Annotated in this window: 23 protein-coding genes; 6 read left to right on the top strand and 17 right to left on the bottom strand. The window is 71.9% G+C overall.

Going from position 1 to position 25967, the window contains the following annotated elements:
* Window positions 1–112: 112 nt before the first annotated feature.
* The 5 genes from tal (at window position 113) to ACH4K1_RS10685 (ending at window position 5029) form a co-directional block, all read left to right on the top strand.
* Window positions 113–1231, top strand: coding sequence for a transaldolase (gene tal / locus ACH4K1_RS10705; RefSeq protein WP_398088400.1), 1119 nt, complete (start codon window positions 113–115; stop codon window positions 1229–1231).
* A 5-nt stretch (window positions 1232–1236) separates the two neighbouring features.
* Window positions 1237–2769, top strand: a complete 1533-nt coding sequence (gene zwf, locus ACH4K1_RS10700; RefSeq protein WP_228993128.1) for a glucose-6-phosphate dehydrogenase — start codon at window positions 1237–1239, stop codon at window positions 2767–2769.
* On the top strand, window positions 2766–3806 hold the full coding sequence (gene opcA, locus ACH4K1_RS10695; RefSeq protein WP_398088398.1) for a glucose-6-phosphate dehydrogenase assembly protein OpcA: 1041 nt from the start codon (window positions 2766–2768) through the stop codon (window positions 3804–3806). Before zwf ends, opcA begins: the two co-directional genes overlap by 4 nt.
* Window positions 3803–4585 (top strand): 6-phosphogluconolactonase, encoded by a 783-nt coding sequence (gene pgl, locus ACH4K1_RS10690; protein WP_398088397.1) that lies wholly within the window; start codon window positions 3803–3805, stop codon window positions 4583–4585. The genes opcA and pgl overlap by 4 nt, the downstream gene beginning before the upstream one ends.
* An 81-nt stretch (window positions 4586–4666) precedes the next feature.
* Window positions 4667–5029 (top strand): VOC family protein, encoded by a 363-nt coding sequence (locus tag ACH4K1_RS10685; protein WP_398088395.1) that lies wholly within the window; start codon window positions 4667–4669, stop codon window positions 5027–5029.
* Between the two features lie 178 nt (window positions 5030–5207).
* Here ACH4K1_RS10685 and ACH4K1_RS10680 read toward each other — a convergent pair whose 3' ends face one another.
* The 15 genes from ACH4K1_RS10680 to ACH4K1_RS10610 all read right to left on the bottom strand — a co-directional run bounded on the left by ACH4K1_RS10680 (window position 5208) and on the right by ACH4K1_RS10610 (window position 20951).
* A complete protein-coding gene (locus ACH4K1_RS10680) occupies window positions 5208–6047 on the bottom strand; it encodes a poly-gamma-glutamate hydrolase family protein (protein WP_398088393.1) in 840 nt (279 codons plus the stop codon).
* 57 nt (window positions 6048–6104) lie between these two features.
* The gene (locus tag ACH4K1_RS10675) at window positions 6105–7625 is read right to left on the bottom strand and encodes a PH domain-containing protein (RefSeq protein WP_398088391.1); all 1521 of its coding nucleotides are present in this window, start codon (window positions 7623–7625) and stop codon (window positions 6105–6107) included.
* Window positions 7622–8128: a PH domain-containing protein gene (locus tag ACH4K1_RS10670; RefSeq protein WP_398088390.1), complete on the bottom strand. Its 507-nt coding sequence runs from the start codon at window positions 8126–8128 to the stop codon at window positions 7622–7624. Before ACH4K1_RS10670 ends, ACH4K1_RS10675 begins: the two co-directional genes overlap by 4 nt.
* 4 nt (window positions 8129–8132) lie before the next feature.
* Complete coding sequence (gene pgi / locus ACH4K1_RS10665; protein ID WP_398088389.1) at window positions 8133–9794, bottom strand: glucose-6-phosphate isomerase; 1662 nt, start codon at window positions 9792–9794, stop codon at window positions 8133–8135.
* 213 nt (window positions 9795–10007) lie between these two features.
* The gene (locus ACH4K1_RS10660; protein ID WP_073217477.1) at window positions 10008–10343 is read right to left on the bottom strand and encodes an RNA polymerase-binding protein RbpA; all 336 of its coding nucleotides are present in this window, start codon (window positions 10341–10343) and stop codon (window positions 10008–10010) included.
* 109 nt (window positions 10344–10452) lie between these two features.
* Window positions 10453–10689, bottom strand: coding sequence for a preprotein translocase subunit SecG (secG, locus tag ACH4K1_RS10655; protein ID WP_030118084.1), 237 nt, complete (start codon window positions 10687–10689; stop codon window positions 10453–10455).
* A 115-nt stretch (window positions 10690–10804) separates the two neighbouring features.
* The gene (gene tpiA / locus ACH4K1_RS10650; protein ID WP_228993136.1) at window positions 10805–11581 is read right to left on the bottom strand and encodes a triose-phosphate isomerase; all 777 of its coding nucleotides are present in this window, start codon (window positions 11579–11581) and stop codon (window positions 10805–10807) included.
* Between the two features lie 6 nt (window positions 11582–11587).
* Entirely contained in the window at window positions 11588–12799 is a 1212-nt protein-coding gene (locus tag ACH4K1_RS10645) for a phosphoglycerate kinase (protein WP_398088387.1), read from the bottom strand.
* Window positions 12800–12913: 114 nt separating this feature from the next.
* A complete protein-coding gene (gene gap, locus ACH4K1_RS10640) occupies window positions 12914–13924 on the bottom strand; it encodes a type I glyceraldehyde-3-phosphate dehydrogenase (RefSeq protein ID WP_228993138.1) in 1011 nt (336 codons plus the stop codon).
* A gap of 291 nt (window positions 13925–14215) precedes the next feature.
* Window positions 14216–15205, bottom strand: coding sequence for a DNA-binding protein WhiA (gene whiA, locus ACH4K1_RS10635; protein ID WP_073769164.1), 990 nt, complete (start codon window positions 15203–15205; stop codon window positions 14216–14218).
* The gene (gene yvcK, locus ACH4K1_RS10630) at window positions 15196–16230 is read right to left on the bottom strand and encodes a uridine diphosphate-N-acetylglucosamine-binding protein YvcK (protein WP_398088384.1); all 1035 of its coding nucleotides are present in this window, start codon (window positions 16228–16230) and stop codon (window positions 15196–15198) included. The genes whiA and yvcK overlap by 10 nt, the downstream gene beginning before the upstream one ends.
* The gene (rapZ, locus tag ACH4K1_RS10625) at window positions 16227–17186 is read right to left on the bottom strand and encodes an RNase adapter RapZ (RefSeq protein ID WP_398088383.1); all 960 of its coding nucleotides are present in this window, start codon (window positions 17184–17186) and stop codon (window positions 16227–16229) included. Before rapZ ends, yvcK begins: the two co-directional genes overlap by 4 nt.
* Window positions 17183–19255 carry an excinuclease ABC subunit UvrC gene (gene uvrC, locus ACH4K1_RS10620; protein ID WP_398088382.1) on the bottom strand — a complete coding sequence of 691 codons (2073 nt, stop codon included), beginning with the start codon at window positions 19253–19255 and terminating at the stop codon, window positions 17183–17185. The genes rapZ and uvrC overlap by 4 nt, the downstream gene beginning before the upstream one ends.
* Window positions 19256–19381: 126 nt before the next feature.
* Window positions 19382–20338 carry a hypothetical protein gene (locus ACH4K1_RS10615; protein ID WP_398088380.1) on the bottom strand — a complete coding sequence of 319 codons (957 nt, stop codon included), beginning with the start codon at window positions 20336–20338 and terminating at the stop codon, window positions 19382–19384.
* A 4-nt stretch (window positions 20339–20342) separates the two neighbouring features.
* The gene (locus ACH4K1_RS10610) at window positions 20343–20951 is read right to left on the bottom strand and encodes a papain-like cysteine protease family protein (RefSeq protein ID WP_398088379.1); all 609 of its coding nucleotides are present in this window, start codon (window positions 20949–20951) and stop codon (window positions 20343–20345) included.
* A gap of 226 nt (window positions 20952–21177) precedes the next feature.
* Here ACH4K1_RS10610 and ACH4K1_RS10605 point away from each other — a divergent pair, with 226 nt between their 5' ends.
* Entirely contained in the window at window positions 21178–22104 is a 927-nt protein-coding gene (locus ACH4K1_RS10605; RefSeq protein WP_398088378.1) for a hypothetical protein, read from the top strand.
* 128 nt (window positions 22105–22232) lie between these two features.
* Here the strand turns inward: ACH4K1_RS10605 and ACH4K1_RS10600 are convergent, their stop codons facing one another.
* Both ACH4K1_RS10600 and uvrA read right to left on the bottom strand, forming a co-directional pair.
* The gene (locus ACH4K1_RS10600; protein WP_398088377.1) at window positions 22233–22661 is read right to left on the bottom strand and encodes a Rieske (2Fe-2S) protein; all 429 of its coding nucleotides are present in this window, start codon (window positions 22659–22661) and stop codon (window positions 22233–22235) included.
* Between the two features lie 212 nt (window positions 22662–22873).
* Window positions 22874–25885: an excinuclease ABC subunit UvrA gene (uvrA, locus tag ACH4K1_RS10595; RefSeq protein WP_398088376.1), complete on the bottom strand. Its 3012-nt coding sequence runs from the start codon at window positions 25883–25885 to the stop codon at window positions 22874–22876.
* Window positions 25886–25967: the final 82 nt, after the last annotated feature.

Below are 25967 nucleotides of genomic sequence, written 5' to 3'. Positions count from 1 at the left end.
CTGTTCCGCGAGTTCGGCTTCACCCCCGAGCACGTGGCCACCGCCGCCCGGGAATCTCTCGAAGCCGCCGCACGCTGACGCCGGTAGACACCACTAGTAGGAGATGCAACTCATGACAGACGCACTCAAGCGCCTCTCCGACGAGGGCGTGGCGATCTGGCTCGACGACCTGTCGCGCAAGCGGATCACCTCCGGCAACCTGGCCGAGCTGATCGACCAGAGCCACGTCGTCGGCGTCACCACCAACCCGTCGATCTTCCAGAAGGCGATCTCCTCGGGCGACGGTTACGAGCAGCAGCTCACCGACCTCGCCGCCCGCAAGGTCACCGTCGAGGAAGCCCTGCGCATGATCACGACGGCGGACGTCCGCGACGCCGCCGACATCCTGCGCCCGGTCTTCGACGCCACCGACGGCCAGGACGGCCGGGTCTCCATCGAGGTGGACCCGCGCCTGGCCCACAACACCCTGGCCACCGTGGCCGAGGCCAAGCAGCTGGCCTGGCTGGTCGACCGGCCGAACACGCTCATCAAGATCCCGGCGACGAAGGCGGGCCTCCCGGCGATCACGGAGACGATCGGCCGGGGCATCAGCGTCAACGTGACGCTGATCTTCTCGCTGGAGCGCTACCGCGCGGTCATGGACGCCTACCTGGCGGGCCTGGAGAAGGCGAAGGCCGCGGGCCTGGACCTCTCCAAGATCCACTCGGTGGCCTCGTTCTTCGTGTCCCGTGTGGACACCGAGATCGACAAGCGTCTCGACGCGATCGGCTCGGACGAGGCGAAGGCCGCCAAGGGCAAGTCCGCCCTGGCCAACGCCCGCCTCGCCTACGAGGCGTACGAGGAGGTCTTCTCCTCCGACCGCTGGGCGGCCCTGGACAAGGCGCACGCCAACAAGCAGCGTCCGCTCTGGGCCTCGACCGGCGTCAAGGACCCGTCGCTGAAGGACACCCTGTACGTCGACGACCTGGTGGCGCCGAACACGGTCAACACCATGCCGGAGGCGACGCTGGAAGCGGTGGCCGACCACGGCGAGATCACCGGCAACACCGTCGCCGGCGGTTACGACCGGGCACGCGCCGACCTCGACGCCATCAAGAAGCTCGGCGTCTCGTACGACGAGGTCGTACAGCTGCTGGAGGACGAGGGCGTCGAGAAGTTCGAGGCGGCCTGGAACGACCTGCTCAAGTCGACCGAGGCGGAGCTTTCGCGCCTCGCCCCCTCGGAGGGCTGACCACTTTGTCTGCTGTTCCCGGAGCCAACCCGCTCCGTGACGCACAGGACCGACGGCTCCCGCGCATCGCGGGGCCGTCGGGCCTGGTCATCTTTGGCGTCACGGGCGATTTGTCCCGTAAAAAGCTGATGCCTGCCGTCTACGATCTGGCCAATCGCGGCCTGCTGCCGCCGGGCTTCTCGCTCATCGGTTTCGCGCGCCGCGACTGGGAGGACGAGGACTTCGCCCAGGTCGTCCACGACGCCGTCAAGGAGCACGCCCGCACCCCGTTCCGCGAGGAGGTCTGGCAGCAGCTCATCCAGGGGATGCGCTTCGTCCAGGGCAACTTCGACGACGACGAGGCGTTCGAGACGCTCAAGGACACCATCCAGGAGCTGGACCAGGCGCAGGGCACCGGAGGCAACTACGCCTTCTACCTGTCGGTGCCGCCGAAGTTCTTCCCCAAGGTCGTCCAGCAGCTCAAGAAGCACGGCCTGGCGGACCAGAAGGAGGGCTCCTGGCGGCGTGCCGTCATCGAGAAGCCCTTCGGCCACGACCTGGCCAGCGCGCAGGAGCTCAACCAGCTCGTGCACGACGTCTTCCCGCCCCACGAGGTCTTCCGGATCGACCACTACCTGGGCAAGGAGACGGTCCAGAACATCCTGGCGCTGCGGTTCGCCAACACGATGTTCGAGCCGGTCTGGAACCGGTCCTACGTCGACCACGTACAGATCACGATGGCCGAGGACATCGGCATCGGCGGCCGGGCCGGCTACTACGACGGCATCGGCGCCGCCCGCGACGTCATCCAGAACCACCTGCTCCAGCTGCTGGCGCTGACCGCGATGGAGGAGCCCGGCTCCTTCCACCCGAAGGCCCTGGTCGCGGAGAAGCTCAAGGTGCTCACCGCCGTCGAGCTGCCCGAGGACCTGGGGCTGCACACCGTGCGCGCCCAGTACGAGCACGCCTGGCAGGGCGGCCAGGAGGTCCTCGGCTACTGCGAGGAGGAGGGCATCGACCCCAAGTCGACGACCGACACCTACGCGGCGATCAAGCTGACGATCAACAACCGCCGCTGGGCGGGCGTGCCGTTCTACCTGCGTACCGGCAAGCGGCTCGGCCGCCGGGTCACGGAGATCGCGGTCGTCTTCAAGCGCGCCCCCTACCTGCCCTTCGAGTCGGGCGCGACCGAGGAGCTGGGCGGCAACGCCCTGGTCATCCGGGTCCAGCCGGACGAGGGCGTCACCGTGCGCTTCGGCTCCAAGGTGCCCGGCACCTCGATGGAGGTCCGGGACGTCACGATGGACTTCGCGTACGGCGAGTCGTTCACGGAGTCCAGCCCCGAGGCGTACGAGCGGCTCCTCCTGGACGTCCTGCTCGGGGACGCCAACCTCTTCCCGCGCCACCAGGAGGTCGAACTCTCCTGGACCATCCTCGACCCGATCGAGGAGTACTGGGCCAAACACGGCAAGCCGGCGAAGTACCCGGCCGGCACCTGGGGCCCGGCCGAGGCCGACGAGATGCTCGCACGTGACGGACGGAGCTGGAGGCGGCCATGAAGATCGATCTCACGGAAACCACGTCCAGCAAGATCAATCAGGCGCTGGTCTCGGCCCGCCGCGCGATCGGCACCCCGGCCATCGGCATGGTGCTCACGCTGGTCGTCGTCACCGACGAGGAGAACGCGTACGACGCGCTCAAGTCGGCCGGTGACGCCTCCCGCGAGCACCCTTCCCGGATCATCGCGGTGATCAAGCGGGTCAGCCGCTCGCCGCGGGCCCGCCGGGACGCCCGGCTCGACGCCGAGGTCCGGGTCGGTTCCGACGCAGGCACCGGGGAGACCGTGGTGCTGCGGCTCCACGGCGAGCTGGCCAACCACGCCCAGTCGGTGGTCCTGCCGCTGCTGCTGCCGGACGCCCCGGTCGTGGTGTGGTGGCCCGAGGGCGCCCCCGCCGACCCGGCGAAGGACCCGCTCGGGGCGCTGGCCCAGCGCCGGATCACCGACACCTACTCGGCCGAGCGTCCGCTCGACGAGCTGGCGGTGCGGGCCGCGACCTACAGCCCCGGCGACACGGATCTGGCCTGGACCCGGATCACCCCGTGGCGCTCGATGCTGGCCGCCGCGCTGGACCAGCAGCCGGCCGAGGTGATCGGCGCGACCGTCGAGGGCGAGAGCGACAACCCGAGCTGTGAGCTGCTCGCGATGTGGCTCGCCGACCGGCTCGACGTGCCGGTGGAGCGTACGCTCTCCGAGGGCCCCGGGCTGACGGCGGTCCGGATGGAGACGAAGAACGGCGTCATCGTCCTGGACCGGGCCGACGGTTCGCTGGCCACGCTCTCCATGCAGAACCAGCCGGACCGCGCGGTGGCGCTCAAGCGCCGGGAGACCGCCGAACTGCTGGCGGAGGAGCTGCGCCGGCTCGACCCGGACAACACCTACGCTTCGGCGGTGAAGTTCGGTGTGGACCGGCTGCACGCGGGCGGCGAGGTCAAGGCCACGCCGGTCGAGGGGCCGGTGGAGAAGGCGGACAAGGCCGCCGACGCCAAGGCTCCGGCCGCGAAGAAGGCCCCGGCCAAGAAGGCGGCGTCGAAGTGACCCCGCCCCAACTGGTCGTCCACCGCGACAAGGAGCTGATGGCGCAGGCCGCGGCGGCCCGGCTGATCACGAAGGTCGTGGACGCCCAGGCGTCCCGGGGCCACGCCTCGGTGGTGCTCACCGGCGGGCGCAACGGCAACGGCCTGCTGGCCGCGCTCGCCGCCGCGCCCGCCCGGGACGCGATCGACTGGGCGCGCCTGGACCTGTGGTGGGGCGACGAGCGGTTCCTGCCCGAGGGCGACCCGGAGCGCAACGCCACCCAGGCCCGGAAGGCGCTGCTCGACGCGGTGGGACTGGACCCGGCCCGGGTGCACGCGATGCCCGCGTCCGACGGCCCGTACGGCGACGACGTGGACGCCGCGGCGGCCGGTTACGCCGACGAGCTGGCCGCGGCGGCGAGTCCCGAGGACCACGGTCCGGTGCCCGCGTTCGACGTGCTGATGCTGGGCGTCGGCCCGGACACGCACGTGGCCTCGCTCTTCCCGGAGTCGCCCGCGGTACGGGAGACCGAGCGCACCGTCGTCGGTGTGCGCGGGGCCCCCAAGCCGCCGCCGGTCCGCGTCTCGCTCACCCTGCCCGCGATCCGCGCGGCGCGTGAGGTGTGGCTGCTGGCGGCGGGCGAGGACAAGGCGGAGGCCGCGGCGATCGCGCTGTCCGGGGCCGGGGAGATCCAGGCTCCGGCGGCGGGCGCGTACGGCCGCAGCCGTACCCTGTGGCTGCTGGACGCGGCGGCGGCCTCGCGGCTGCCGCGCGCGCTCTACCCCCCGGCGTCCGCCTGAGCGCTGACGCCTCGTGAGGCCCGGCCCGCCTTTCCCGGCGGTCCGGGCCTCACGCGCGTCCCGGCGTGAAAGGCTCGCCCCATGGTGCATATCGGAACCGTGGTGATGGGTGCGGCCGACGTGGCGCGGGCCGCCGCCTTCTGGAAGGCGGCGCTCACCTACACCGAGCGCGAGCCGGGAACGGACGACTGGGTGGTGCTGGTCCCGGCCGAAGGGCCCGGCGTCGGCGTGGCGCTCGGGCGCTCCGCCTCCCCCGTGCAGGAGGTCCCCCGCGTCCACCTCGACCTCTACTCCGACACCCAGGAGGCCGAGGTCGAGCGGCTGATCGGGCTCGGTGCGACGAGGGTCGCGTGGGACCTGTACCCGCCGGACCCGGACTTCGTGGTGCTCGCCGACCCCGAGGGCAACCGCTTCTGCGTCATCGACACGACGCACGGCGGCTGAGCGGTCCGGTCCCGCGGCGGGAAGGCTCGCCGCTCGGAGCCGCCCTCGGCGAGGAGGTCGGGGGCGGCGACCGGTGGTCGTCGCCCCGGCCCGGGTACAGGCACTCGGACAGACCCGGACGTGATGCTCCCGAGCGGCCCGGGGCCGGGGTCCCGGACGCGGTGATCACGCCCCGGGATCAGAGGATGATCTGGTCCGTCCCCTGTTCCAGCTTGGTGATCGCGGCCCGGCAGGCGCCGACGAAGCGGTCGAAGACCGGGGTCGTGCTGCCGGCCCGCCCCGCACGGGTGTTGACGGTGAACATGGCGGCGCGCAGCTCCGTGGTCAGCTCCAGCTGACCGCCCTTGGCGAGCATGGTGCGGTTGACCGGGTTGGCGGGGTTGACCCCGGCCAGGTCGGGCACCTCGTTGCCGTCGCGCCAGGCGACGCCGACCGCGTCGAACTCGGCCTTGAGCAGGGTCTTGAAGCGGGTGTTCAGCCCTCCGACGACCACGGCCTGCGGGACGGTGCCCGCCTGCGCCGCCGTACAGCCGTGCAGGCTGAGGACGTTGAGGCTGCTCGCCGCCATGGAGACGGCGACGTGGTCGTCGCAGTTCTTCGCCGTGACGTGCAGGTCGCGGTTGCCGGAGGAGCGCAGCCCCTCGAACATCCAGTAGTCGAACACCCCGTGGCCGTCCGTCAGCGGGGCGAGCGTGGCCGGGTGGTAGCCGGCGATGGCGAGGCACAGTTCGGAGGTGCCGGTCTCGATGCCGCCGCCGTGCAGGGCCATGACCGTGGTCCGGTTGTACGGGTATCCCTGCGGGAGGGAGTGGTCGGCGTACTCGTGTCTCCGGTAGCGACGGGCGAACTCGACGCCCTCCTGCCCGGCGAGTTTCCTGTAGAGGTCCGTGTTGGAGGTGTAGATGTCCAGATCACCGGTGGCGTGGGCGTCGGTCGCGGTGAGCGAGCCCAGCAGCGGACCACTGACGGCTGCGGTGGCGAGAGCGGTGAGGACCGTACGACGGCTGGTGGGAGTCATGATCGGCATCGTCGTCGACAACGGTCCGGTTGCCCAGGGCGCCTTCTGTGTCATCGGTCACGGGCTGAGGGGCCCTGGGCGCTCCAGGAAGGGTTCCAGCAGCCCCGGTACGGCCTCGGCCGCGAAGGCGAGACCCTCGCCCGCGTCGGCGTCGTACACCGTGTACGCGCCTCCCCCGGCGGCCGTGGTGGCCGTGACGTCCAGCAGCCCGGCCCGGCGCTGGAACACCGACTGCCTGACCGTCCAGCCGATCACCCCGGCCCGCTCCAGGGCGGCCGTCGAGCGGCGTACCGTCCCGGAGCGGGTGACCAGGTAGCGCCCGGTGAGCGCGTGTCCGAGCCCCCGGTACGCGTCCAGGGCGAGCGCCACCGCCAGGGGGAGGGCCACCACCGCGCAGCCGAGCGCGATCCACAGCAGCACCGGCGTGAGCAGCGCCCCGAGGACGGTCAGGACGAGGACCGGGCCGAGGGCCGCGGCGAGCGACCGGCGCAGTCGGCGCCCCCGGGCGGCGGGGGGATGGGGGGTGAGCGCCGCACCGGTCGGGGCGGCCGCCTCGCGCAGGACGTCGGCGGCGGCGGCGTCGGCGCGGGCCCGGGGCGCGACGGGGAGCAGGGTGTGGTGGTCGGCGTTCCGGGTCTCGGGGTCCTTGGCCAGGCCGGTGGTGATGGCGTCCAGGCGGGCCGCGCCGAACAGCCGTACGCCCAGCGGTTCGACCAGGTCGACGCCGCGCAGCCGGGCCTCCTCGACGGAGAGGGACCGGGAGGTGAACAGACCGCGCCGCACCCGCAGCGTGCCGCCCGGCTCGCGCTCCAGGCGGTAGTTCCACCACATCTCGATCCAGAGGCCGAGCGCTCCGACGACGCCGGCGACCAGGGTGGCGAGGGCCAGGACGGCGATCGTCCAGAGCAAGGGGACCTCCCGGAGGAGGCCGCCGACCCACGCGATGACCTCGCCCTGGGCCCCGACCCAGTCGCTGACCTGCAGCACCGCCCCGGCGGCGGCCCCGCCGAGCATGGGAGCGACGAAGGAGACCGGGGCGTAGCGGATCCAGCGGGGGTCGAGGACGGCCAGTTCGCCCTCGCGGTGGACTCCCTCGTGCGGGGCGGTGACGGCACGCTCCAGGAGGAGGAGGCGCAGCCGTTCGCCCTCGGCGCGGGAGACGGGGTCCAGTTCGAGGGTGGACTCGGAGCCCTGTTCGCCGGTGCCGATCCTGACCGTGACCAGGCCGAGGAGGCGCAGCAGCAGGTTGGCGGTGAGGTCGACCGTGCGGATGCGGCCCCGGGCCAGGGAGCGGCGCTTGACGGTCAGGAGGCCGGTGTGGAGGTCGACGCGCTCCGCACCGATCCGGTAGCGGGTGCGGTGCCAGCGGACCCGGTCGGCCCCCGCCGCGCCCCCGATGACCAGGACGGCGGCGGCGAGCACCCAGAGCACGGCGGCCGGGAGGCCGAGCCGGGAGGCGAGGCCGAGCGTCGCGGGGACGGCCGCGCCCGCGACGACCCCGGCCACGACGAGGGCGGTGACCAGGACCGTACGGGGGTCGAGGCGGCGCCAGTCGGCGGGCGGGGCGGCGGTGCTCATGTGGCGTCGCCGGGGGTCTCGCGGGTGATGCGGGTGAGCTGCCGGGCGAGGCCGGCGGCGACCTCGTGGTCCAGCCCCGCGATCCGTACCGCGCCCTTGGCGGAGGCGGTGGTGACGGTGACCGTGGCCAGCCGGAAGATCTGCTCCAGCGGGCCCCGTACGGTGTCCACGGTCTGGATCCGGGACATGGGGGCGATCCGCCACTCCTGCCGGAAGAACCCGGTGCGGACGTACACCGCGTCCTCGGTGATCTCCCAGCGGTGCGTACGGAACCACCACAGGGGGAGGAGGGCGGCGGCCGCCGTGCCCGCCGCGGCCAGGACCGCGGCGGGCAGCAGCAGCCAGAAGCGGGCCGGCTCGATCAGCGTGCCCAGCACCGCGAGCGGCACGACGGGCGCGGCCGTCAGCAGCAGCCACTGGGCCCGCCACCAGCCGACGGCGCGCTCGTCCAGCGTGTTGCGCGGCGGCCGCAACCGTACCGCCGCCCCCTCCCCCCGGACCATCGGGTCAGCGCCCGCGCAACGTGCGGTAGGCGTCGACCAGGGCCGCGGTGGAGCTGTCGAGCTGTTCGGCGTCGGCCGCGGCGCCCTCCTCCGTCAGCAGCGGTTCGATCCTCTTGGCGAGGACCTTGCCGAGTTCGACGCCCCACTGGTCGAAGGAGTCGATGTTCCAGATCGCGCCCTGGACGAAGACCTTGTGCTCGTACAGCGCGATGAGCTGGCCGAGGACCGAGGGGGTCAGCTTGTCGGCGAGGACCGTCGTCGTGGGGTGGTTGCCCCGGAACGTCTTGTGCGGGACCAGCTCCTCGGGCACGCCTTCCGCGCGGACCTCGTCGGGCGTCTTGCCGAAGGCGAGGGCCTGGGTCTGCGCGAAGAAGTTGGCCATGAGCAGGTCGTGCTGGGCGATCAGACCGGGCAGCAGGTCGTGGACGGGTGCGGCGAAGCCGATGAAGTCCGCCGGGACCAGCTTGGTGCCCTGGTGGATCAACTGGTAGTACGCGTGCTGCCCGTTGGTGCCGGGGGTGCCCCAGACGACCGGTCCGGTCTGCCACTCCACCGGGTCGCCCTCGCGGTCGACGGACTTGCCGTTGGACTCCATGTCGAGCTGCTGGAGGTAGGCGGTGAACTTGGACAGGTAGTGGCTGTACGGCAGCACGGCGTGCGACTGGGCGTCGAAGAAGTTGCCGTACCAGACGCCGAGGAGGCCCATCAGGAGCGGGGCGTTCTCCTCGGCGGGGGCGGTGCGGAAGTGCTCGTCGACGAGGTGGAAGCCGTCGAGCATCTCGCGGAAGCGCTTCGGGCCGATGGCGACCATCAGCGAGAGGCCGATCGCGGAGTCGTAGCTGTAGCGTCCGCCGACCCAGTCCCAGAACTCGAACATGTTGGCCGTGTCGATGCCGAACTCCTCGACCTTCTCGGCGTTGGTCGACAGGGCCACGAAGTGGCGGGCGACGGCGTCCTGACCGGCCCTCAGCTCGGTCAGCAGCCAGTCCCGGGCGGAGGTGGCGTTGGTGATGGTCTCGATCGTCGTGAACGTCTTCGAGGCGATGACGAACAGCGTCTCGGCCGGGTCGAGGTCGCGGACGGCCTCGTGGAGGTCGGCGCCGTCGACGTTGGAGACGAAGCGGAGGGTGAGATCGCGGTCGGTGAAGGAGCGCAGCACCTCGTACGCCATGGCGGGGCCGAGGTCGGAGCCGCCGATGCCGATGTTGACGATGTTCTTGACCGGCTTGCCGGTGTGGCCGGTCCACTGCCCGGAGCGGACCTTGTCGGCGAAGGCGGCCATCTTGTCCAGGACGGCGTGCACGGCCGGGACGACGTTCTCGCCGTCGACCTCGACGACGGCGGAGCGCGGGGCGCGGAGCGCGGTGTGCAGGACCGCCCGGTCCTCGGTGGTGTTGATCTTCTCGCCGCGGAACATGGCGTCCCGCAGCTCCGCGACCCCGGTGGCGGCGGCGAGGTCGCGCAGCAGGCGCAGCGTCTCGTCGGTGACCAGGTGCTTGGAGTAGTCGAGGTGGAGGTCGCCGACCCGCAGGGAGTAGGCGGTGCCCCGGTCCGGCTGCCGCGCGAACAGCTCGCGCAGCTGGGGCGCGCCGAGCTCCTCACGGTGCTGGGCGAGAGCCGTCCACTCGGGCGTCTGGTTGAGCTTGGTTCGGCTTGCTGCGTTCATCCCGGATATCAGCCCGTTTCTTCTCGTTGCTCGGCATCCCCGCCGCCCTTCCAACCTAATTGATCGAGGCGGCGGGCGGCGGAGGCGGAGGGCCGGTGGCGCGGGAAGACGACACGGCCGGACACCCGTGGGGTGTCCGGCCGGTGAAGGGCTGGAGGGGCGGTGGCGGAGGGGCGGGCGTCGTGGGACCGGTGGGGGTCCGCCGGGCGCGTCCTAGATCTCGCCGCGGAGCTTGGCCAGGGCCTCGGCGAGGATCGCCTCGCCGTCCTCGTCGCTGCGCCGCTCCCGTACGTACGCCAGGTGCGTCTTGTACGGCTCGGTGCGGGGCGGGTCGGGCGGGCTGTCCTTGTCCTGTCCGGCCGGGAAGCCGCAGCGTGGGCAGTCCCAGGTGTCCGGCACCTGCGCGTCATGGGCGAAGCTCGGCTGCGTCTCGTGCCCGTTCGAGCACCAGAAGGAGATGCGGAGGCGCGGTGCGGACTCGCCCCGCTCGGCCTCCCCCATCGGCCCCGCTCCGACCCGGCTTCCCCGGATCGCGTTGCCACTTGCCACGGTCGTAACTCCCTGCGTGATGGTGCTCGAGCGATGCCCCAGTCTACGTAAGGCCCAACGCGCGTCCAGTGAAAGGAGTTACATGCTCACCGGATGCGCCGGCGTGGCGTCAGCCGTCCAGCTTGATGAGCAGGCCGAGGACCACGATGCACGCGAACCAGATCAGGCCGACCACGACGGTGATCCGGTCGAGGTTGCGCTCGGCGACCGAGGAGCCGCCGACGGAGGACTGCATTCCGCCGCCGAACATGTCGGAGAGGCCGCCGCCCTTGCCCTTGTGCATGAGCACCAGCAGCATCAGCAGCAGGCTGAAGACGATCAGAGCGATCTGGAACGCCAAAACCACGGCTGGTCCCTACTTTCCGGAATTCTCGACTACTGCGTGTACGTACACCGGGGGCCGAAGGGCATTGGCCCCTTCGGCCCCCGCAAGGGTACGACGGATCCGCGCTACCGCATACTCACTGGTCGCGGAAGCGGACGATCTTGACGAACTCGTCGGCGTCCAGCGCCGCGCCGCCGACCAGGGCGCCGTCCACGTCGGGCTGCGCCATGATGGCCGCGACGTTGCCGGACTTCACCGAACCGCCGTACTGGATGCGGACGGCGTCGGCCAGCTCCTGCGAGTACAGCTCGGCCAGCCGGCGGCGGATCGCACCGCAGACCTCCTGGGCGTCCTCGGGGGTGGCGACCTCGCCGGTCCCGATGGCCCAGACCGGCTCGTAGGCGATGACGATCGTCTCGGCCTGCTCGGCGGGGACGTCCTTCAGACCGCCGTCGAGCTGCGCGAGGGTGTACGCGACCTGGTTCCCGGCCTTGCGGACGTCCAGGCCCTCGCCGACGCAGAGGATCGGGGTCAGGCCGTGCTGGTAGGCGGCCTTCACCTTGGCGTTGCAGATCTCGTCGGTCTCGCCGTGGTACTGGCGGCGCTCGCTGTGGCCGACGGCCACGTAGGCGCAGCGCAGCTTGGCGAGCATGGAGCCGGAGATCTCACCGGTGTAGGCGCCGGACTCGTGCGCGGAGACGTCCTGGGCCCCGTACTTGATCCTCAGCTTGTCGCCGTCGACCAGGGTCTGCACGGAGCGCAGGTCGGTGAAGGGCGGGAGGACGGCGACCTCGACGTCCTCGTAGTCCTTCTCGGTCAGCGCGAAGGCGAGCTTCTGGACGTGGGCGATGGCCTCCAGGTGGTTGAGGTTCATCTTCCAGTTGCCCGCCATCAGCGGGGTGCGGGTGGTCATGAAAGGTCAGTCCTCCAGTGCGGCGAGCCCGGGAAGCGTCTTGCCCTCGAGGTATTCGAGGCTCGCGCCGCCACCGGTCGAAATGTGTCCGAAAGCATTCTCGTCGAAGCCCAGGATGCGGACGGCCGCGGCGGAGTCGCCGCCGCCAACGACGCTGAAGGCCGGGGAGTCGACGAGCGCCTGGGCGACCGCGCGGGTGCCGTCGGCGAAGTCGGGGTGCTCGAAGACGCCCATCGGGCCGTTCCAGAAGACGGTGGCCGCGTCGGCGAGCTTCGATGCGTAGAGCTTGTTGGTCTCGGGTCCGTTGTCCAGCCCCATCTGGCCGGCCGGCATGGCGTCGGCGGCGACGGTGGTGGGATGGGCCGGGGCCTTGGTCTTCAAGTCCGGGAAGGAGGGGGCGACCACGACGTCGACAGGGAGGACGAACTCCACGCCCTTCTCCTCGGCGCGCCGCAGGTACTCCTGGACGGCCGGGATCTGGTCCTCCTGGAGCAGCGAACTGCCGACCTCGTACCCCTGGGCCTTGAGGAAGGTGTACGCCATGCCGCCGCCGATGAGGATGCGGTCGGCCCGCTCCAGCAGGTGGTCGATCACGCCGAGCTTGTCGGAGACCTTGGCGCCGCCGAGTACGACGGCGTAGGGCCGCTCGACGTCGGTGGTGAGCTTCTTGAGGACGCCGACCTCGGTGGCGATCAGGTAGCCCGCGTAGTGCGGGAGCCGGGCCGGGAGGTCGTAGACCGAGGCGTGCTTGCGGTGCACCGCGCCGAAGCCGTCGCCCACGTAGACGTCGGCGAGCTCGGCCAGCCGGGCGGCGAAGGCGCCGCGCTCGGCGTCGTCCTTGGACGTCTCACCGGGGTTGAAGCGGAGGTTCTCGACGAGCGCGACCTGGCCGTCCGCGAGGCCGGCGACCGCGGCGCGGGCGGACTCGCCGACCGTGTCGGTGGCGAAGGCGACGTCGGCGCCGAGGAGTTCGCCCAGACGGGCGGCGACGGGCGCCAGCGAGAAGGCCGGGTCCGGGGCGCCCTTGGGGCGGCCGAGGTGGGAGGCGACGACGACGCGCGCGCCGGCCTCGGCGAGCTTGGCGATCGTCGGGACGACGGCGCGGATACGGCCGTCGTCGGTGATCCTGGTGCCGTCCAACGGCACATTGAGGTCGGCGCGGACGAATACCCGCTTGCCCGCGACCCCTTCGGCGAGAAGTTCGTCGATCGTCTTCATCTGGTCTTCCGTTACTCCTTGCAAGGACGGATGAACATGCTAAGAGGCTCGACCGGCGCGTCGTTGCGCCGGTCGAGCCCCTTACTCACATCGTGGTGCCGCCGACCCCGAGGATCAGAGCTGCTCGCCGACGAAGACCGTGAGGTCGACGAGGCGGTTGGAGTAGCCCCACTCGTTGTCGTACCAGCCGAGGATCTTCACCGACGTCCCCTCCTGGACCATGGTCATGGCGGAGTCGAAGGTGCAGGACGACGGGTCTCCGACGATGTCCGAGGAGACGATCGGGTCCTCGGTGTACGTCAGGAAGCCCTTGAGCGCGCCGTCGTCGGCCGCCTTCTTGAACGCGGCGTTGACCTCGTCCTTGGTGACCTCGCGCGACAGGGTCACGACGAGGTCGGTGGCGGAGCCGGTCGGGACCGGGACGCGCATCGCCATGCCGTCGAGCTTGCCCTTGAGCTGCGGGAGGACCAGGGCGGTGGCCTTCGCGGCGCCGGTGGTGGTCGGGATGATGTTCTCGGCCGCGGCGCGGGCGCGACGCAGGTCCTTGTGCGGGAAGTCCAGGATGCGCTGGTCGTTCGTGTACGCGTGGACCGTCGTCATCAGACCCTTGACGATCCCGAAGTTCTCGTCGAGGACCTTGGCCATCGGCGCCACGCAGTTGGTGGTGCAGGAGGCGTTGGAGATGACGTTGTGCTGGGCCGCGTCGTACTCGTCCTGGTTGACGCCCATGACGATGGTGATGTCCTCGTCCTTGGCCGGAGCCGAGATGAGGACCTTCTTGGCGCCGCCCGCGATGTGCTTCTCGGCGTCGGCCTTCTTGGTGAAGATGCCGGTCGACTCGATGACGATGTCGACGCCCAGCTCACCCCAGGGGATGTCGGCCGGGTTGCGCTCGGAGAGCACCTTGATGGTGTGACCATCGACGGTGATGGTGTCGGCGGTGTGGCTGACCTCTGCCTTGAGACGACCCAGGATGGTGTCGTACTTCAGCAGGTGGGCCGTGGTCGCAGTGTCACCCAGGTCGTTGACAGCCACGATCTCGATGTCCGCACCCTGCTCGAGCAGCGCGCGGAAGTAGTTGCGACCGATGCGGCCGAAGCCGTTGATGCCTACGCGGATCGTCACGAACCGATCTCCTCGTTAGGTACGCCGGTTTTCGACGCCGGCGAGTTGTATAGGGATGTCCCCGACCGCTTCCGACCCTACCTCTCCAGGGGCCGGGAGGTGACATCGAGAGGGCCCCTCCGCGCCACCGGATACGGCCGGAGGTCCGTACTCGCCGGTAGGATCACGCGCCTCCGTTTCACCGGGCGGGGGTCCGGGTCGCGCCGGGTCCGGGACCTCGGTCACGACCGGCCGGGACCGACGTCCCCCGCCCGCCCCGGAGTCGGCGGACGGCCGCCGGGGGACGTCCGCTCAGCCGACCAGCCCGTCGGCCATCTCCTCGCTGAGGGTCGACTCGGTCCCCGGGATGCCGAGGTCCTGGGCCCGCTTGTCGGCCATCGCCAGCAGCCGGCGGATCCGGCCGGCCACGGCGTCCTTGGTCAGCGGCGGGTCGGCGAGGGCGCCCAGCTCCTCCAGGGACGCCTGCTTGTGCTCCATGCGCAGCCGTCCCGCGGCGGCGAGGTGCTCGGGCACTTCCTCGCCGAGGATCTCCAGCGCACGGCCCACCCGGGCCCCGGCGGCGACCGCGGCGCGGGCCGAGCGGCGCAGGTTGGCGTCGTCGAAGTTGGCGAGCCGGTTGGCCGTGGCGCGGACCTCGCGCCGCATCCGCCGCTCCTCCCAGGCGAGCACCGCGTCGTGTGCGCCCAGCCGGGTCAGCAGGGCGCCGATCGCGTCGCCGTCGCGGACCACGACGCGGTCCACGCCGCGCACCTCGCGCGCCTTGGCGGCGATGGAGAGCCGGCGGGCCGCTCCGACCAGGGCGAGGGCCGCCTCGGGCCCCGGGCAGGTGACCTCCAGGGAGGAGGAACGGCCGGGCTCGGTGAGCGAGCCGTGGGCGAGGAACGCGCCGCGCCAGGCCGCCTCGGCATCGCAGGTGGCCCCCGAGACCACCTGCGGGGGCAGACCCCGGATCGGGCGGCCGCGGCCGTCGACCAGTCCGGTCTGGCGGGCCAGCTGGTCGCCGCCCGCCACCACCCGTACGACGTACCGCGAGCCGCGCCGCAGGCCGCCGGGGGCCATCACGATCAGCTCCGAGCTGTGCCCGAAGATCTCCAGGATGTCGCGCTTGAGGCGGCGGGCGGCGTTGCCGGTGTCCAGCTCCGCCTCGATCACAATCCGGCCGCTCACCAGGTGCAGCCCGCCCGCGAACCGAAGAATCGCCGAGACCTCCGCCTTCCTGCAGCAGGTCCGGGTGACGGGAAGATGAGAGATTTCGTTCTTCACCGCTGGCGTCATCGCCATGGGCCGATCCTTCCATGCATCCGAAAAATACGGTCGTACGCGGCGGCCAACAGCTCCTGATCATGGACCGGAACGCCGTCGGGCGATGCCACCGGCGCCAGCTCGACCGCGGCGCCGAGCCGCTGGGCGGCGTCCGCCAGGGAGCCGCGATCGGGCACGGCGGCCTCGTCGGCCAGCACCACGTCCAAGGCGAGTTTAGGGGCGTGTCGCCCCAAAACCTCCACATGACGCTGCGGTGAGAAGCCTTCTGTTTCACCGGGCTGGGGGGCGAGGTTCAGCGAGAGGACCTTGCGGGCCTTGGTGGTCACCAGGGCGTCGAGCAGTTCGGGCACGAGGAGGTGCGGGATCACGGAGGAGAACCAGGAGCCGGGGCCGAGCACCACCCAGTCGGCGTCCAGGACCGCTTCCACCGCCTCCGGGACGGCCGGCGGGTCGGGCGGGACCACGTGCACGGACTGCACCTCGCCGGGGGTGAGCGCCACGGTCGCCTGGCCCCGCACGGTGACGATCGCGTCGGGCAGCTCCGGGTCGTGGCCCTTGACCAGCGCCTGGAGCTCCAGCGGGACCGCCGACATCGGCAGCACCCGGCCGTGCGCGCCGAGCAGCCTGCCCACCAGGTCGAGCGCCTGGACGGGATCCCCGAGCTGCTCCCAGAGGGCGACGATCAGCAGGTTGCCGACGGCGTGCCCGTGCAGTTCGCCCTGGGACTCGAAGCGGTGCTGGACGACCCGGGACCAGGTGCGGCCCCAGTCGTCGTCGCCGCACAGCGCCGCCAGCGCCTTGCGCAGGTCGCCGGGGGGCAGCACCCCCAGCTCCTCGCGCAGCCGGCCGCTGGAGCCGCCGTCGTCGGCGACGGTGACCACGGCCGTGAGATCGCCGGTGATCCGGCGCAGCGCCGTCAGGGACGCCGAGAGGCCCATGCCGCCGCCGAGCGCGACGACCTTGGGCTGAGCACCGCGTTTGCGGCCGGAGAGCGCCGAACCGGCGCGGCTCAGGCGCCGCATCCGCAGATTGCGTCCGGTCACTCTCGCCCCATGTCACGGTGGACGAGGACGGTCTCGATGCCTTCGGCGGCCAGCCGGGCGGAGAGCTTCTCCGACATGGCGACGGAGCGGTGCTTGCCACCGGTGCAGCCGACCGCGATGGTCACGTACCGCTTGCCCTCGCGGCGGTAGCCCGCGGCGATCAGCTGGAGCAGCTCCGTGTACTGGTTGAGGAACTCCTTGGCGCCCGGCTGGTCGAAGACGTAGTCCGACACCTCCGCGTTGACCCCGGTGAAGGGGCGCAGCTCGGGAACCCAGTGCGGGTTGGGCAGGAAACGGCAGTCGACGACGAGGTCGGCGTCGACGGGCAGGCCGTACTTGTAGCCGAAGGACATCACCGTGGCCCGCAGCTCCGGCTCCGACTCGCCCGCGAACTGGGCGTCCATCTTGGCCCGCAGCTCGTGCACGTTGAGGCTGGAGGTGTCGATGACCAGGTCGGCGTCGCCGCGCAGCTCGCGCAGGAGGTCGCGTTCGGCCGCGATGCCGTCGACGATGCGCCCGTCGCCCTGGAGGGGGTGCGGGCGGCGGACGGACTCGAAGCGGCGGACCAGGGCGTCGTCGGAGGACTCCAGGAAGACGATCCGCCGGGTGACGTGCTTGGCCTCCAGGTCCGCGAGCGATTCGCGGAGGTTGTCGAAGAAGCGGCGGCCGCGCACGTCGACGACGACGGCGATCCGGGCCACGTTGCCCTGCGAGCGGGCGCCGAGCTCCACCATGGTGGGGATCAGGGCGGGCGGCAGGTTGTCGACGACGAACCAGCCGAGGTCCTCCAGGCACTTGGCGGCGGTGCTGCGGCCGGCGCCCGACATCCCGGAGATGATCACCAGCTCGGGGATGGCCGCCTCGCCGGTCTCGTTCGGGATGTTCGTACTCACGTCTGGTGCTCCGTCTGCTCGTTCTGCGGCGTTCTGGGCGGTCGTGCGGCTGTTCTCGGTCATGAGCTGCCCCCGTCGTCCTCTTCGATGATCTCTCCTGTGGCCGTGTTCACGGCAGGCCCCGCGGGCGCGGTGGCGGCGAGGGCGACGGCCACCGATTCCGCCGTCCTGCGCCCTACCCCGGGGACCTCGCAGATCTCGTCGATTGTCGCCTGCCGGAGCTTCTTCACCGAGCCGAAATGCTTGATCAGCGCCTGCTTCCGGGTCTCGCCGAGGCCGGCCACGTCGTCGAGGGGGCTGGAGCGGATGCGCTTGGCGCGCTTGGCGCGCTGGTAGGTGATGGCGAAGCGGTGGGCCTCGTCCCGGATGCGCTGGAGGAGGTAGAGGCCCTCGCTGGAGCGGGGCAGGACGACGGGATCGTCGTCGTCGGGGAGCCAGACCTCTTCGAGCCGCTTGGCGAGGCCGCAGACGGCGATGTCGTCGATGCCCAGCTCGTCCAGGGCGCGCTGGGCGGCGGCGACCTGGGGCTGCCCGCCGTCGACGACGACGAGCTGCGGCGGGTAGGCGAACCGCCTGGGCCGGCCGTCGTCCTCCCGGGGCTCGGTCGCGTCGTCCGGGGCGGGGACGGGGCCGCTCGGCGCGGGGCCGGAACCGGCGGGTCCGGTGGCAGCGGGTCCGGTGGCGGCCGGGCCGGAGCCGGACGGGGGCTGCTCCTCCCACTCCCCCGTGCGCTCCTTCTCCTGGAGGTAGCGCTTGAAGCGGCGGCCGATCACCTCGTGCATCGAGCGGACGTCGTCCTGGCCCTCGAAGCCCTTGATCTGGAAGCGGCGGTACTCGCTCTTGCGGGCGAGCCCGTCCTCGAAGACCACCATGGAGGCCACCACGTCGTCGCCCTGGAGGTGGGAGACGTCGTAGCACTCGATGCGCAGCGGGGCGGCGTCCAGGCCCAGCGCCTCGGCGATCTCCTCCAGGGCGCGGGAGCGGGTGGTCAGGTCGGAGGCGCGCTTGGTCTTGTGCAGTCCGAGCGCCTGCTGGGCGTTGCGCTGGACCGTGGCCATCAGGTCCTTCTTGTCGCCGCGCTGCGGGATGCGCAGGCTGACCTGGGAGCCCCGGCGCTCGGCGAGCCACTGGGAGACCGCTTCGGGGTCCTCCGGCAGGGCGGGGACCAGGACCTCCTTGGGGACGGCGTCGCCGCGCTCCTCCCCGTACAACTGCTGGAGGGCGTGTTCGACGAGGCCGGAGGTGTCGACCGCCTCGACCTTGTCGGTGACCCAGCCGCGCTGGCCGCGCACCCGGCCGCCGCGCACGTGGAAGATCTGGAGGGCGGCCTCCAGCTCGTCCTCGGCGACGGCGATCAGGTCGGCGTCGGTGGCGTCGGCGAGGACGACGGCGCTCTTCTCCATGGCCCGCTTGAGCGCCCCGACGTCGTCGCGGAGGCGGGCGGCCCGCTCGTACTCCATCTCCTCGGCCGCCCGCGTCATCTCCTTCTCCAGGCGGCGGATGTAGGCGCCGGTGCGGCCCGCCATGAAGTCGCAGAAGTCCTCGGCCAGCTCGCGGTGCTCCTCGGGGGTCACCCGGCCGACGCAGGGGGCCGAGCACTTGCCGATATAGCCCAGCAGGCAGGGGCGGCCGGTGCGCTCGGCGTTCTTGAAGACCCCGGCGGAGCAGGTGCGGACGGGGAAGACCCGCAGCATCAGGTCGACCGTCTCGCGGATGGCCCAGGCGTGGCCGTAGGGGCCGAAGTAGCGCACCCCCTTCTTCTTCGCGCCGCGCATGACCTGGACGCGGGGGAACTCCTCGTCGAGCGTGACCGCGAGGTACGGATAGCTCTTGTCGTCCCGGTACTTGACGTTGAACCGCGGGTCGAACTCCTTGATCCAGGAGTACTCCAGCTGGAGCGCCTCGACCTCGGTGGAGACGACCGTCCACTCGACGGAGGCGGCGGTGGTCACCATCGTGCGCGTACGCGGATGGAGGTTGGCCAGGTCCTGGAAGTAGTTGGCCACGCGCTGGCGCAGGTTCTTGGCCTTCCCGACGTAGATCACCCGGCGGTGCTCGTCGCGGAATTTGTAGACCCCCGGGGAGTCGGGGATCTGTCCCGGCTTGGGGCGGTAGCTGGAGGGGTCTGCCATGTCTCACACCCTACTTGCGGGCGGTGACAGCGCCTCGTCCTCATGTGTCGCCGGGGGCGGTGCCGCGCTCCGGGGCGCCGGGGAGGGGTGTGCGCACCCCGGAGCGCGGTCCTGCGGGGCCTCGGCTCAGCCGTCCGCGGCCGGGGACCGCCCGGTACGGCGGCGCCGGCGGAGCGCGGCGGCCCCGGTCAGCGCCAGGGCGAGCGCCGCCCCGGCCCCGGCGGTGGCCGAGACGGCGGTGAGGGCCGTGTCCGGGGAGCCGGCGGCCGTACCGGCGCGCACGGGGCGCGCGGCGTGGTCGGCGGTGTCCGGGGCGGCCGGGGCGGTGTCCGGGGCCGGGGCGGGGGCCCGGTCCTCGGCGGCGGCCCGGTCCGGCGAGGCGGGCGCTTCGGGACCGTAGCCGCCCGCCTTGCCGGACCGGGCGTAGCCGGAGCCGGGCAGCTTGTCGCCGTACGCCTTCCCGACCCGGTCCCGGTAGGCGTCGAGCGTGGCACCCTCCACCCCCACGGCGGTCTTCGCGTCCTCGTCCAGCGGCAGGACCCGGGAGCCGTCGTGGACGTACCAGGCGTCGATCTGCGGTTCACGGAAGACGGTGCCGCCGGGCAGCACGCGGGCCCCCTGGGCGACGTAGCGTGCCTCGTCGTCGCCGGTGGCGATGTTCACCACCTGCCAGTCGCCGCCGTCCGCCCCGGGGACCGTCCACAGGGACGCCTTCCGGCCGTCCGCGGAGACGGCGGTGCTGGCGAGGTGGTCCAGGGTGCTCGGGGCCGCCCCGGGCCTGCCGGCCACGAAGGCGGCGGAGAGGGTGCGGACGGGGACGGCCTTCCCCTCGATCCGGGGGGTGCTCGCCTTCGCGCTCGCGGCGCCCTCGCGGGCGAAGAACCGGGAGAGGGTGTGGAGGACCGCGGGCGTGGTGGCCGCGTCGTGGGCGGCTTCGAGGGTGGTGGCGGTCAGCTTCACCGGGGCGGGGCGGCCGTCGTCGGCGAGGGCGGGAGCGGCGGCGGCGAGCAGGGCCGCGCCGGTCAGCGCGGTGGCGGCGGCAACGCGGCGCGTGGTGCCGGTGCGGCGGGTGGTGGAGTTCATGTCCTCACGCCCCGATCCGGTAGAGCGAGTGGGTCCAGGAGAACTCGTTGTTGTTCACGTACCAGGCGTGCGAGGCCCAGTTGTAGCGGTTGCTGGAGGGCCACGGGTCGCCCCAGTGGACCCAGCTGCCGGCGTCGTCGTACCCGTGGACGACGTGCATGTGGCCGCCGCCGGACGACCACTGGATACGGGTCTCGATCGGCCGCCGGGCGGAGATCTCGGTCTGCACGGTCGGGTAGCGCAGCCAGCCGGTGACGTAGCTGCCGGGCCTGACTCCGGCCCAGGACAGACCGGTCTGGACGTTGCCGAGGGTGGCCTGCGCGTTGGGGCACTGCGTGTTCTGGCTCCGGTTGAAGGCGGCGTTGCAGAACTGGTTCTGGCTGTGGGCGCGGCCGAACCAGGCGGCGATGGTGTTGCCGCCGGCCGCCCAGCACCAGTTGGTCTGCTGCTGCGCCTGCATGGTGATGTCGAGCCGCTGGGCGGCGGCGACGGTGGACTCCGCTGCGTCCGGGGACTGGGCCGCGGTGGCGGTGCCCGCGGGGACGGCGAGCAGGACGGCGGCCAGGAGGGCGGTGAACGAGGACCTTCCGGGCTTGACTCTTCGGGTGCGCATGGCGTTCCTCCCAATGCGGGGGTGGGGATCGGAGGAGCGCGTCCGGACGCTGACGATGAGCATCCGGCGTTGTCCGGAGCAGGTCAACACGCTTCAATGCGAGGTGACATCACGGTGTGAACGGCGCGGCGTCCGTGTGAACGGCCCGGTCCCGGTCACCTGCTCCCCCGCGTCCCCGGCGGGCGGTGTCGCCGCTCCCCACGTGAACGTTCACCGGAGGCCCGCCGTGCGGCAGACCGAGACCGAACTGGCGCAAGTGCTGCGGACGGGCCCGTTCCACCTGGCGTTGCGCACGGCTCTGTCGGTGCGCGGGCTCCCGCTCCAGCGGGTGCAGCACCATCTGGCGCACCGGGGCGTCAAGCTCGGGGTGACCAGTCTCAGCTACTGGCAGCAGGGTGCGCGGCGCCCCCGGCGGCCCGAGTCGCTGCGGGCCGTGCGGGCGCTGGAGGAAGTGCTGTCGCTGCCGGCCGACTCGCTGCTGCGGCTGCTGCGCGACGGCGGCGTTCCGGCGGAGGGGGACCGCCCGGCGGGGCGTTCGTACCGGTCGCTGGTGGAGGCGTCCGGGTCGGTGGAGCGGCTTCTCGCGGCCATGGAGTCACCGGTGGACGGCGGTCTGCACACGGTGGGGCACCAGGAACGGGTACGGATCGGGGCCCGCCGGGAGCTGGCGGGCCGCACCTCCCGGCACGTGGTGCGCGCGCACCGCGACGGCGTGGACCGCTATCTCGCCGTGCACCGGGGCGACCCGGGGTGCGAGCCGTCGCGGGTCGTGGTGCGGGCCCTGGAGAACTGCCGGACGGGGCGGGTCCGCTGGGACCGGGAGGCGGGGGTGGTGGTGGCGGAGCTGTTGTTCGACACCCGGCTGCGGTCGGGCGAGACGTACCTCTTCGGCTACGGCTTCGAGGACGGCACGGGCGGGGCCGGCGACGAGTACGTGCGCGGCTTCACCTTCGGGGGCGGCCAGTACGTGCTCCAGGTCGGCTTCGACGAGGCGGCGCTCCCGGTACGGTGCCGCCGCTTCGCCCAGGCGTCGGCGGGGTCGGCGCGCGGCTCGCGCGAGGACCTCACCCTGACCGGCCGGCACCGGACCGTGCACCTGGTGGAGGAGGGCGTACGGCCGGGGCTGATCGGGATCGACTGGGACTGGGAGTGAGGGGCCGGGGCGCGGCCCCTCACCGCTCGGACACGCGCGGACACCGTCGGGCCGGCCGCCGGGTGCGGCGGGGTCGGGCCGGACCGGGTGGGGCGGGACCGGGGCTCTCGGGGTCCGATGAGCCCTGGTCAGGCGCCGGGGCCCGCGACGAGCTTTCCGCCCTCGGCGGTGACCGGCACGGCGGGCAGCGGCACGGTGGCCGGGCCCTTCACCGGCTTGCCGGTGGTCATGTCGAAGCGGCTGCCGTGGCAGGGGCAGTGGCCCTCGGTGCCTTCGACCTTGTCCAGGACACAGCCGCCGTGGGTGCACTGGGCGCTGAACGCCTTGTACTCGCCCTTGGCCGGGCAGACGACGACGAGGCGCTGCTCGCGGTAGAGCCTGGCCCCGCCGACGGGCACCTCGGAGGCCGCCCCGAGCTCCACGGGGGCGGTGGGGGTGGGGTTCTCGGCGTGGCCGAGCTTGGAATCGGTGGAGCAGGCGGCCGCTCCCAGCCCGGCGGCGCCGGCGAGCGCGGCGCCCTTCAGCACGGTACGGCGGGCGGCGGGCAGACCGGGCATGGGGACTCCACGGGTCGTTGTTCGGGGTGGATCACGAGAGATCGCGACCGGGGCGGGCCGGCCGCCGGACGGCAGGGGCGGCGGGGGCGAACCCGTGGCCCGGTGACGGAACCGACGATACCGGCGGGGCTCGGCGGCCCCGCGACCGGGCCGCCCCGCCCGCCCCGCCGGCGTATGCGATCCGGGGAGGGGCGGGCGGGGCGGCGCCGCGCTCAGGACGTGCGGGCGCGGGTGGTCTTCTTCGCGGCGGCCGCCTTGCCGGTCGCCGCCTTGGACGTCGCGGTCTTCTTCGCGGCCGCCTTCTTCGCCGGGGCGGTCTTGCGGGCGGCCGCCTTGCGGGGCGCCGCGCGGCCCGAGGGCACCGCGGCCTCCGCGATCCGGTCCGGGTCCAGGATGGACTGGAGGAACTTCCCGGTGTGGCTGGCGGGAACCGAGGCGACCTGCTCCGGCGTCCCCTCCGCGACCACCAGGCCGCCGCCGCTGCCGCCCTCGGGGCCCATGTCGACGACCCAGTCGGCGGTCTTGACGACGTCGAGGTTGTGCTCGATGACGATCACCGTGTTGCCCTTGTCCACCAGGCCGGAGAGCACGGTGATCAGCTTGCTGATGTCCTCGAAGTGCAGACCGGTGGTCGGCTCGTCCAGGACGTAGACCGTGCGGCCGGTGGAGCGCTTCTGGAGCTCGCTCGCCAGCTTGACGCGCTGCGCCTCGCCGCCGGAGAGGGTCGGCGCGGACTGGCCCAGCCGGACGTAGCCGAGGCCGACGTCGTTGAGGGTGCGCAGATGGCGGGCGATGGCCGGGACGGCCTCGAAGAACTCCAGGCCCTCCTCGATCGGCATGTCCAGCACCTCGGCGATGGACTTGCCCTTGTAGTGCACCTCCAGCGTCTCCCGGTTGTAGCGCGCTCCGTGGCAGACCTCGCACGGGACGTACACGTCGGGCAGGAAGTTCATCTCGATCTTGATCGTGCCGTCGCCGGAGCAGTTCTCGCAGCGGCCTCCCTTGACGTTGAAGGAGAAGCGGCCCGGCAGATAGCCGCGTACCTTCGCCTCCATCGTCTCCGCGAACAGCTTGCGGACGTGGTCGAAGACCCCGGTGTACGTCGCCGGGTTGGACCGGGGGGTCCGGCCGATCGGGGACTGGTCGACGTGCACCACCTTGTCGACCAGGTCGTCGCCGTCGACCCGCGTGTGGCGGCCGGGGACCGACTTGGCGCCGTTCAGCTCGCGGGCCAGGTGGGTGTAGAGGATGTCGTTGACCAGGGTCGACTTCCCGGACCCGGAGACGCCCGTGACGGCGGTGAGGACGCCGAGCGGGAAGGAGACGTCGATGTCCCGGAGGTTGTTCTCCCGGGCGCCGTGCACCGTGAGGCTGCGGGCCGGATCGACCGGGCGGCGGACGTCCGGCATCGGGATCGACCGCTTGCCGGACAGGTACTGGCCGGTGACCGACTGCTTGTTGGCCAGCAGCTCCTTGAGCGAGCCCGAGTGGACGACCTCGCCGCCGTGCTCGCCCGCGCCGGGGCCGATGTCGACGACCCAGTCGGCGACCTTGATGGTGTCCTCGTCGTGCTCGACGACGATGAGCGTGTTGCCCATGTCGCGGAGACGGACCAGGGTCTCGATGAGCCGGTGGTTGTCGCGCTGGTGCAGGCCGATGGAGGGCTCGTCCAGGACGTACAGCACGCCGACCAGGCCGGAGCCGATCTGGGTGGCCAGCCGGATGCGCTGGGCCTCGCCGCCGGACAGGGTGCCGGCCGCGCGGTTCAGCGAGAGGTAGTCCAGGCCGACGTCGACGAGGAACTTCAGCCGTTCGTTGACCTCCTTGAGCACCCGCTCGGCGATCTTCTTGTCGCGGGCGTTCAGCTTGAGGCGGCCGAGGAACTCGGCGCACTCGCTGATCGACATCGCGGAGACCTCGGCGATGGACTTCTCCATCACCGTCACCGCGAGCACGATCGGCTTGAGGCGGGTGCCCTCACAGGTGGGGCAGGGCACCTCGCGCATGTAGCCCTCGAACCGCTCCCGGCTGGAGTCGCTCTCGGCCTCGGTGTGGCGCCGCTTGACGAACTGCACCGCGCCTTCGAAGGCGGGGGTGGTGTAGGCGCGCTCGCGCCCGTACCGGTTGCGGTAGCGGACCTCGGTCTGGATCTTGTGGCCGTACAGCAGGGCCTTCTTGGCGCGCTGCGGCAGCCCGGCCCAGGGGATGTCCGTACGGAAGCCGAGCGCTTCGGAGAGGGCGCCGATCAGGCGGCCGAAGTACTCCTTGGTGTGGCCGTGGGACCAGGGGTGGATCGCGCCCTCGTCGAGGGACTTCTCCTCGTCCGGGACGATCAGCTCCGGGTCGACCTCCATGCGGGTGCCGATGCCGGTGCAGTCCGGGCAGGCGCCGAAGGGCGAGTTGAAGGAGAAGGAGCGCGGCTCCAGCTCCTCGAAGGAGAGGTCGTCGTACGGGCAGTAGAGGTGCTCGGAGTACATCCGCTCGCGCTCGGGGTCGTCCTCGGGGAGGTCGACGAAGTCGAGCACCACCATGCCGCCGGAGAGGCCGAGCGCGGTCTCGACCGAGTCGGTCAGCCGGCGCTTGGCGCTCTCCTTGACGGTGAGGCGGTCGACGACCACCTCGATGGTGTGCTTCTCCTGCTTCTTCAGCGTGGGCGGCTCGGCGAGCTGGATGGTGGCGCCGTCGACCCGGGCCCGGCTGTAGCCCTTGGTCTGGAGGTCGGCGAAGAGGTCCACGAACTCGCCCTTGCGCTCGCGCACCAGCGGCGAGAGGACCTGGAAGCGGCTGCCCTCGGGCAGGCCGAGGACCTTGTCGACGATGGCCTGCGGCGACTGCCGCGAGATCGGGCGGTGGCACTGGGGGCAGTGCGGCTTGCCGATCCGGGCGAAGAGGAGCCGGAGGTAGTCGTAGACCTCGGTGATCGTGCCGACCGTCGAGCGCGGATTGCGCGAGGTCGACTTCTGGTCGATGGAGACGGCCGGGGAGAGGCCTTCGATGAAGTCCACGTCCGGCTTGTCCATCTGCCCGAGGAACTGCCGGGCGTACGAGGAGAGCGACTCGACGTAGCGGCGCTGCCCCTCGGCGAAGATCGTGTCGAACGCGAGGGAGGACTTGCCCGACCCGGAGAGCCCGGTGAAGACGATGAGGGAGTCGCGGGGCAGGTCGAGCGAGACGTTCTTCAGGTTGTGCTCGCGCGCGCCACGGACGATGAGACGGTCGGCCACGCCGGTCCGCACCTTTCTAGAGAGAAGCGGGGGAACTGAGCCCCTCTCCCAGGGTATGGGGGGCGCCACAGCGGTGTCAGAG

This window comes from Streptomyces sp. NPDC017448 (genome assembly GCF_044330565.1).
Lineage (GTDB): Bacteria > Actinomycetota > Actinomycetes > Streptomycetales > Streptomycetaceae > Streptomyces.
Note: the sequence above shows the minus strand (reverse complement) of the source record. Positions and strands in the feature narration are given on the sequence as shown.

Coding starts and splice junctions, on each gene's coding strand:
- uvrC (WP_398088382.1), bottom strand. CDS start 19,255: ATGGCAGACCCCTCCAGCTACCGCCCCAAGCCGGGACAGATCCCCGAC.
- rapZ (WP_398088383.1), bottom strand. CDS start 17,186: ATGACCGAGAACAGCCGCACGACCGCCCAGAACGCCGCAGAACGAGCA.
- opcA (WP_398088398.1), top strand. CDS start 2,766: ATGAAGATCGATCTCACGGAAACCACGTCCAGCAAGATCAATCAGGCG.
- ACH4K1_RS10645 (WP_398088387.1), bottom strand. CDS start 12,799: ATGAAGACGATCGACGAACTTCTCGCCGAAGGGGTCGCGGGCAAGCGG.
- pgi (WP_398088389.1), bottom strand. CDS start 9,794: ATGAACGCAGCAAGCCGAACCAAGCTCAACCAGACGCCCGAGTGGACG.
- whiA (WP_073769164.1), bottom strand. CDS start 15,205: ATGGCGATGACGCCAGCGGTGAAGAACGAAATCTCTCATCTTCCCGTC.
- ACH4K1_RS10675 (WP_398088391.1), bottom strand. CDS start 7,625: ATGAGCACCGCCGCCCCGCCCGCCGACTGGCGCCGCCTCGACCCCCGT.
- ACH4K1_RS10680 (WP_398088393.1), bottom strand. CDS start 6,047: ATGACTCCCACCAGCCGTCGTACGGTCCTCACCGCTCTCGCCACCGCA.
- ACH4K1_RS10615 (WP_398088380.1), bottom strand. CDS start 20,338: ATGAACTCCACCACCCGCCGCACCGGCACCACGCGCCGCGTTGCCGCC.
- ACH4K1_RS10600 (WP_398088377.1), bottom strand. CDS start 22,661: ATGCCCGGTCTGCCCGCCGCCCGCCGTACCGTGCTGAAGGGCGCCGCG.
- ACH4K1_RS10610 (WP_398088379.1), bottom strand. CDS start 20,951: ATGCGCACCCGAAGAGTCAAGCCCGGAAGGTCCTCGTTCACCGCCCTC.
- ACH4K1_RS10670 (WP_398088390.1), bottom strand. CDS start 8,128: ATGGTCCGGGGGGAGGGGGCGGCGGTACGGTTGCGGCCGCCGCGCAAC.
- tpiA (WP_228993136.1), bottom strand. CDS start 11,581: ATGACCACCCGCACCCCGCTGATGGCGGGCAACTGGAAGATGAACCTC.
- ACH4K1_RS10685 (WP_398088395.1), top strand. CDS start 4,667: ATGGTGCATATCGGAACCGTGGTGATGGGTGCGGCCGACGTGGCGCGG.
- tal (WP_398088400.1), top strand. CDS start 113: ATGACAGACGCACTCAAGCGCCTCTCCGACGAGGGCGTGGCGATCTGG.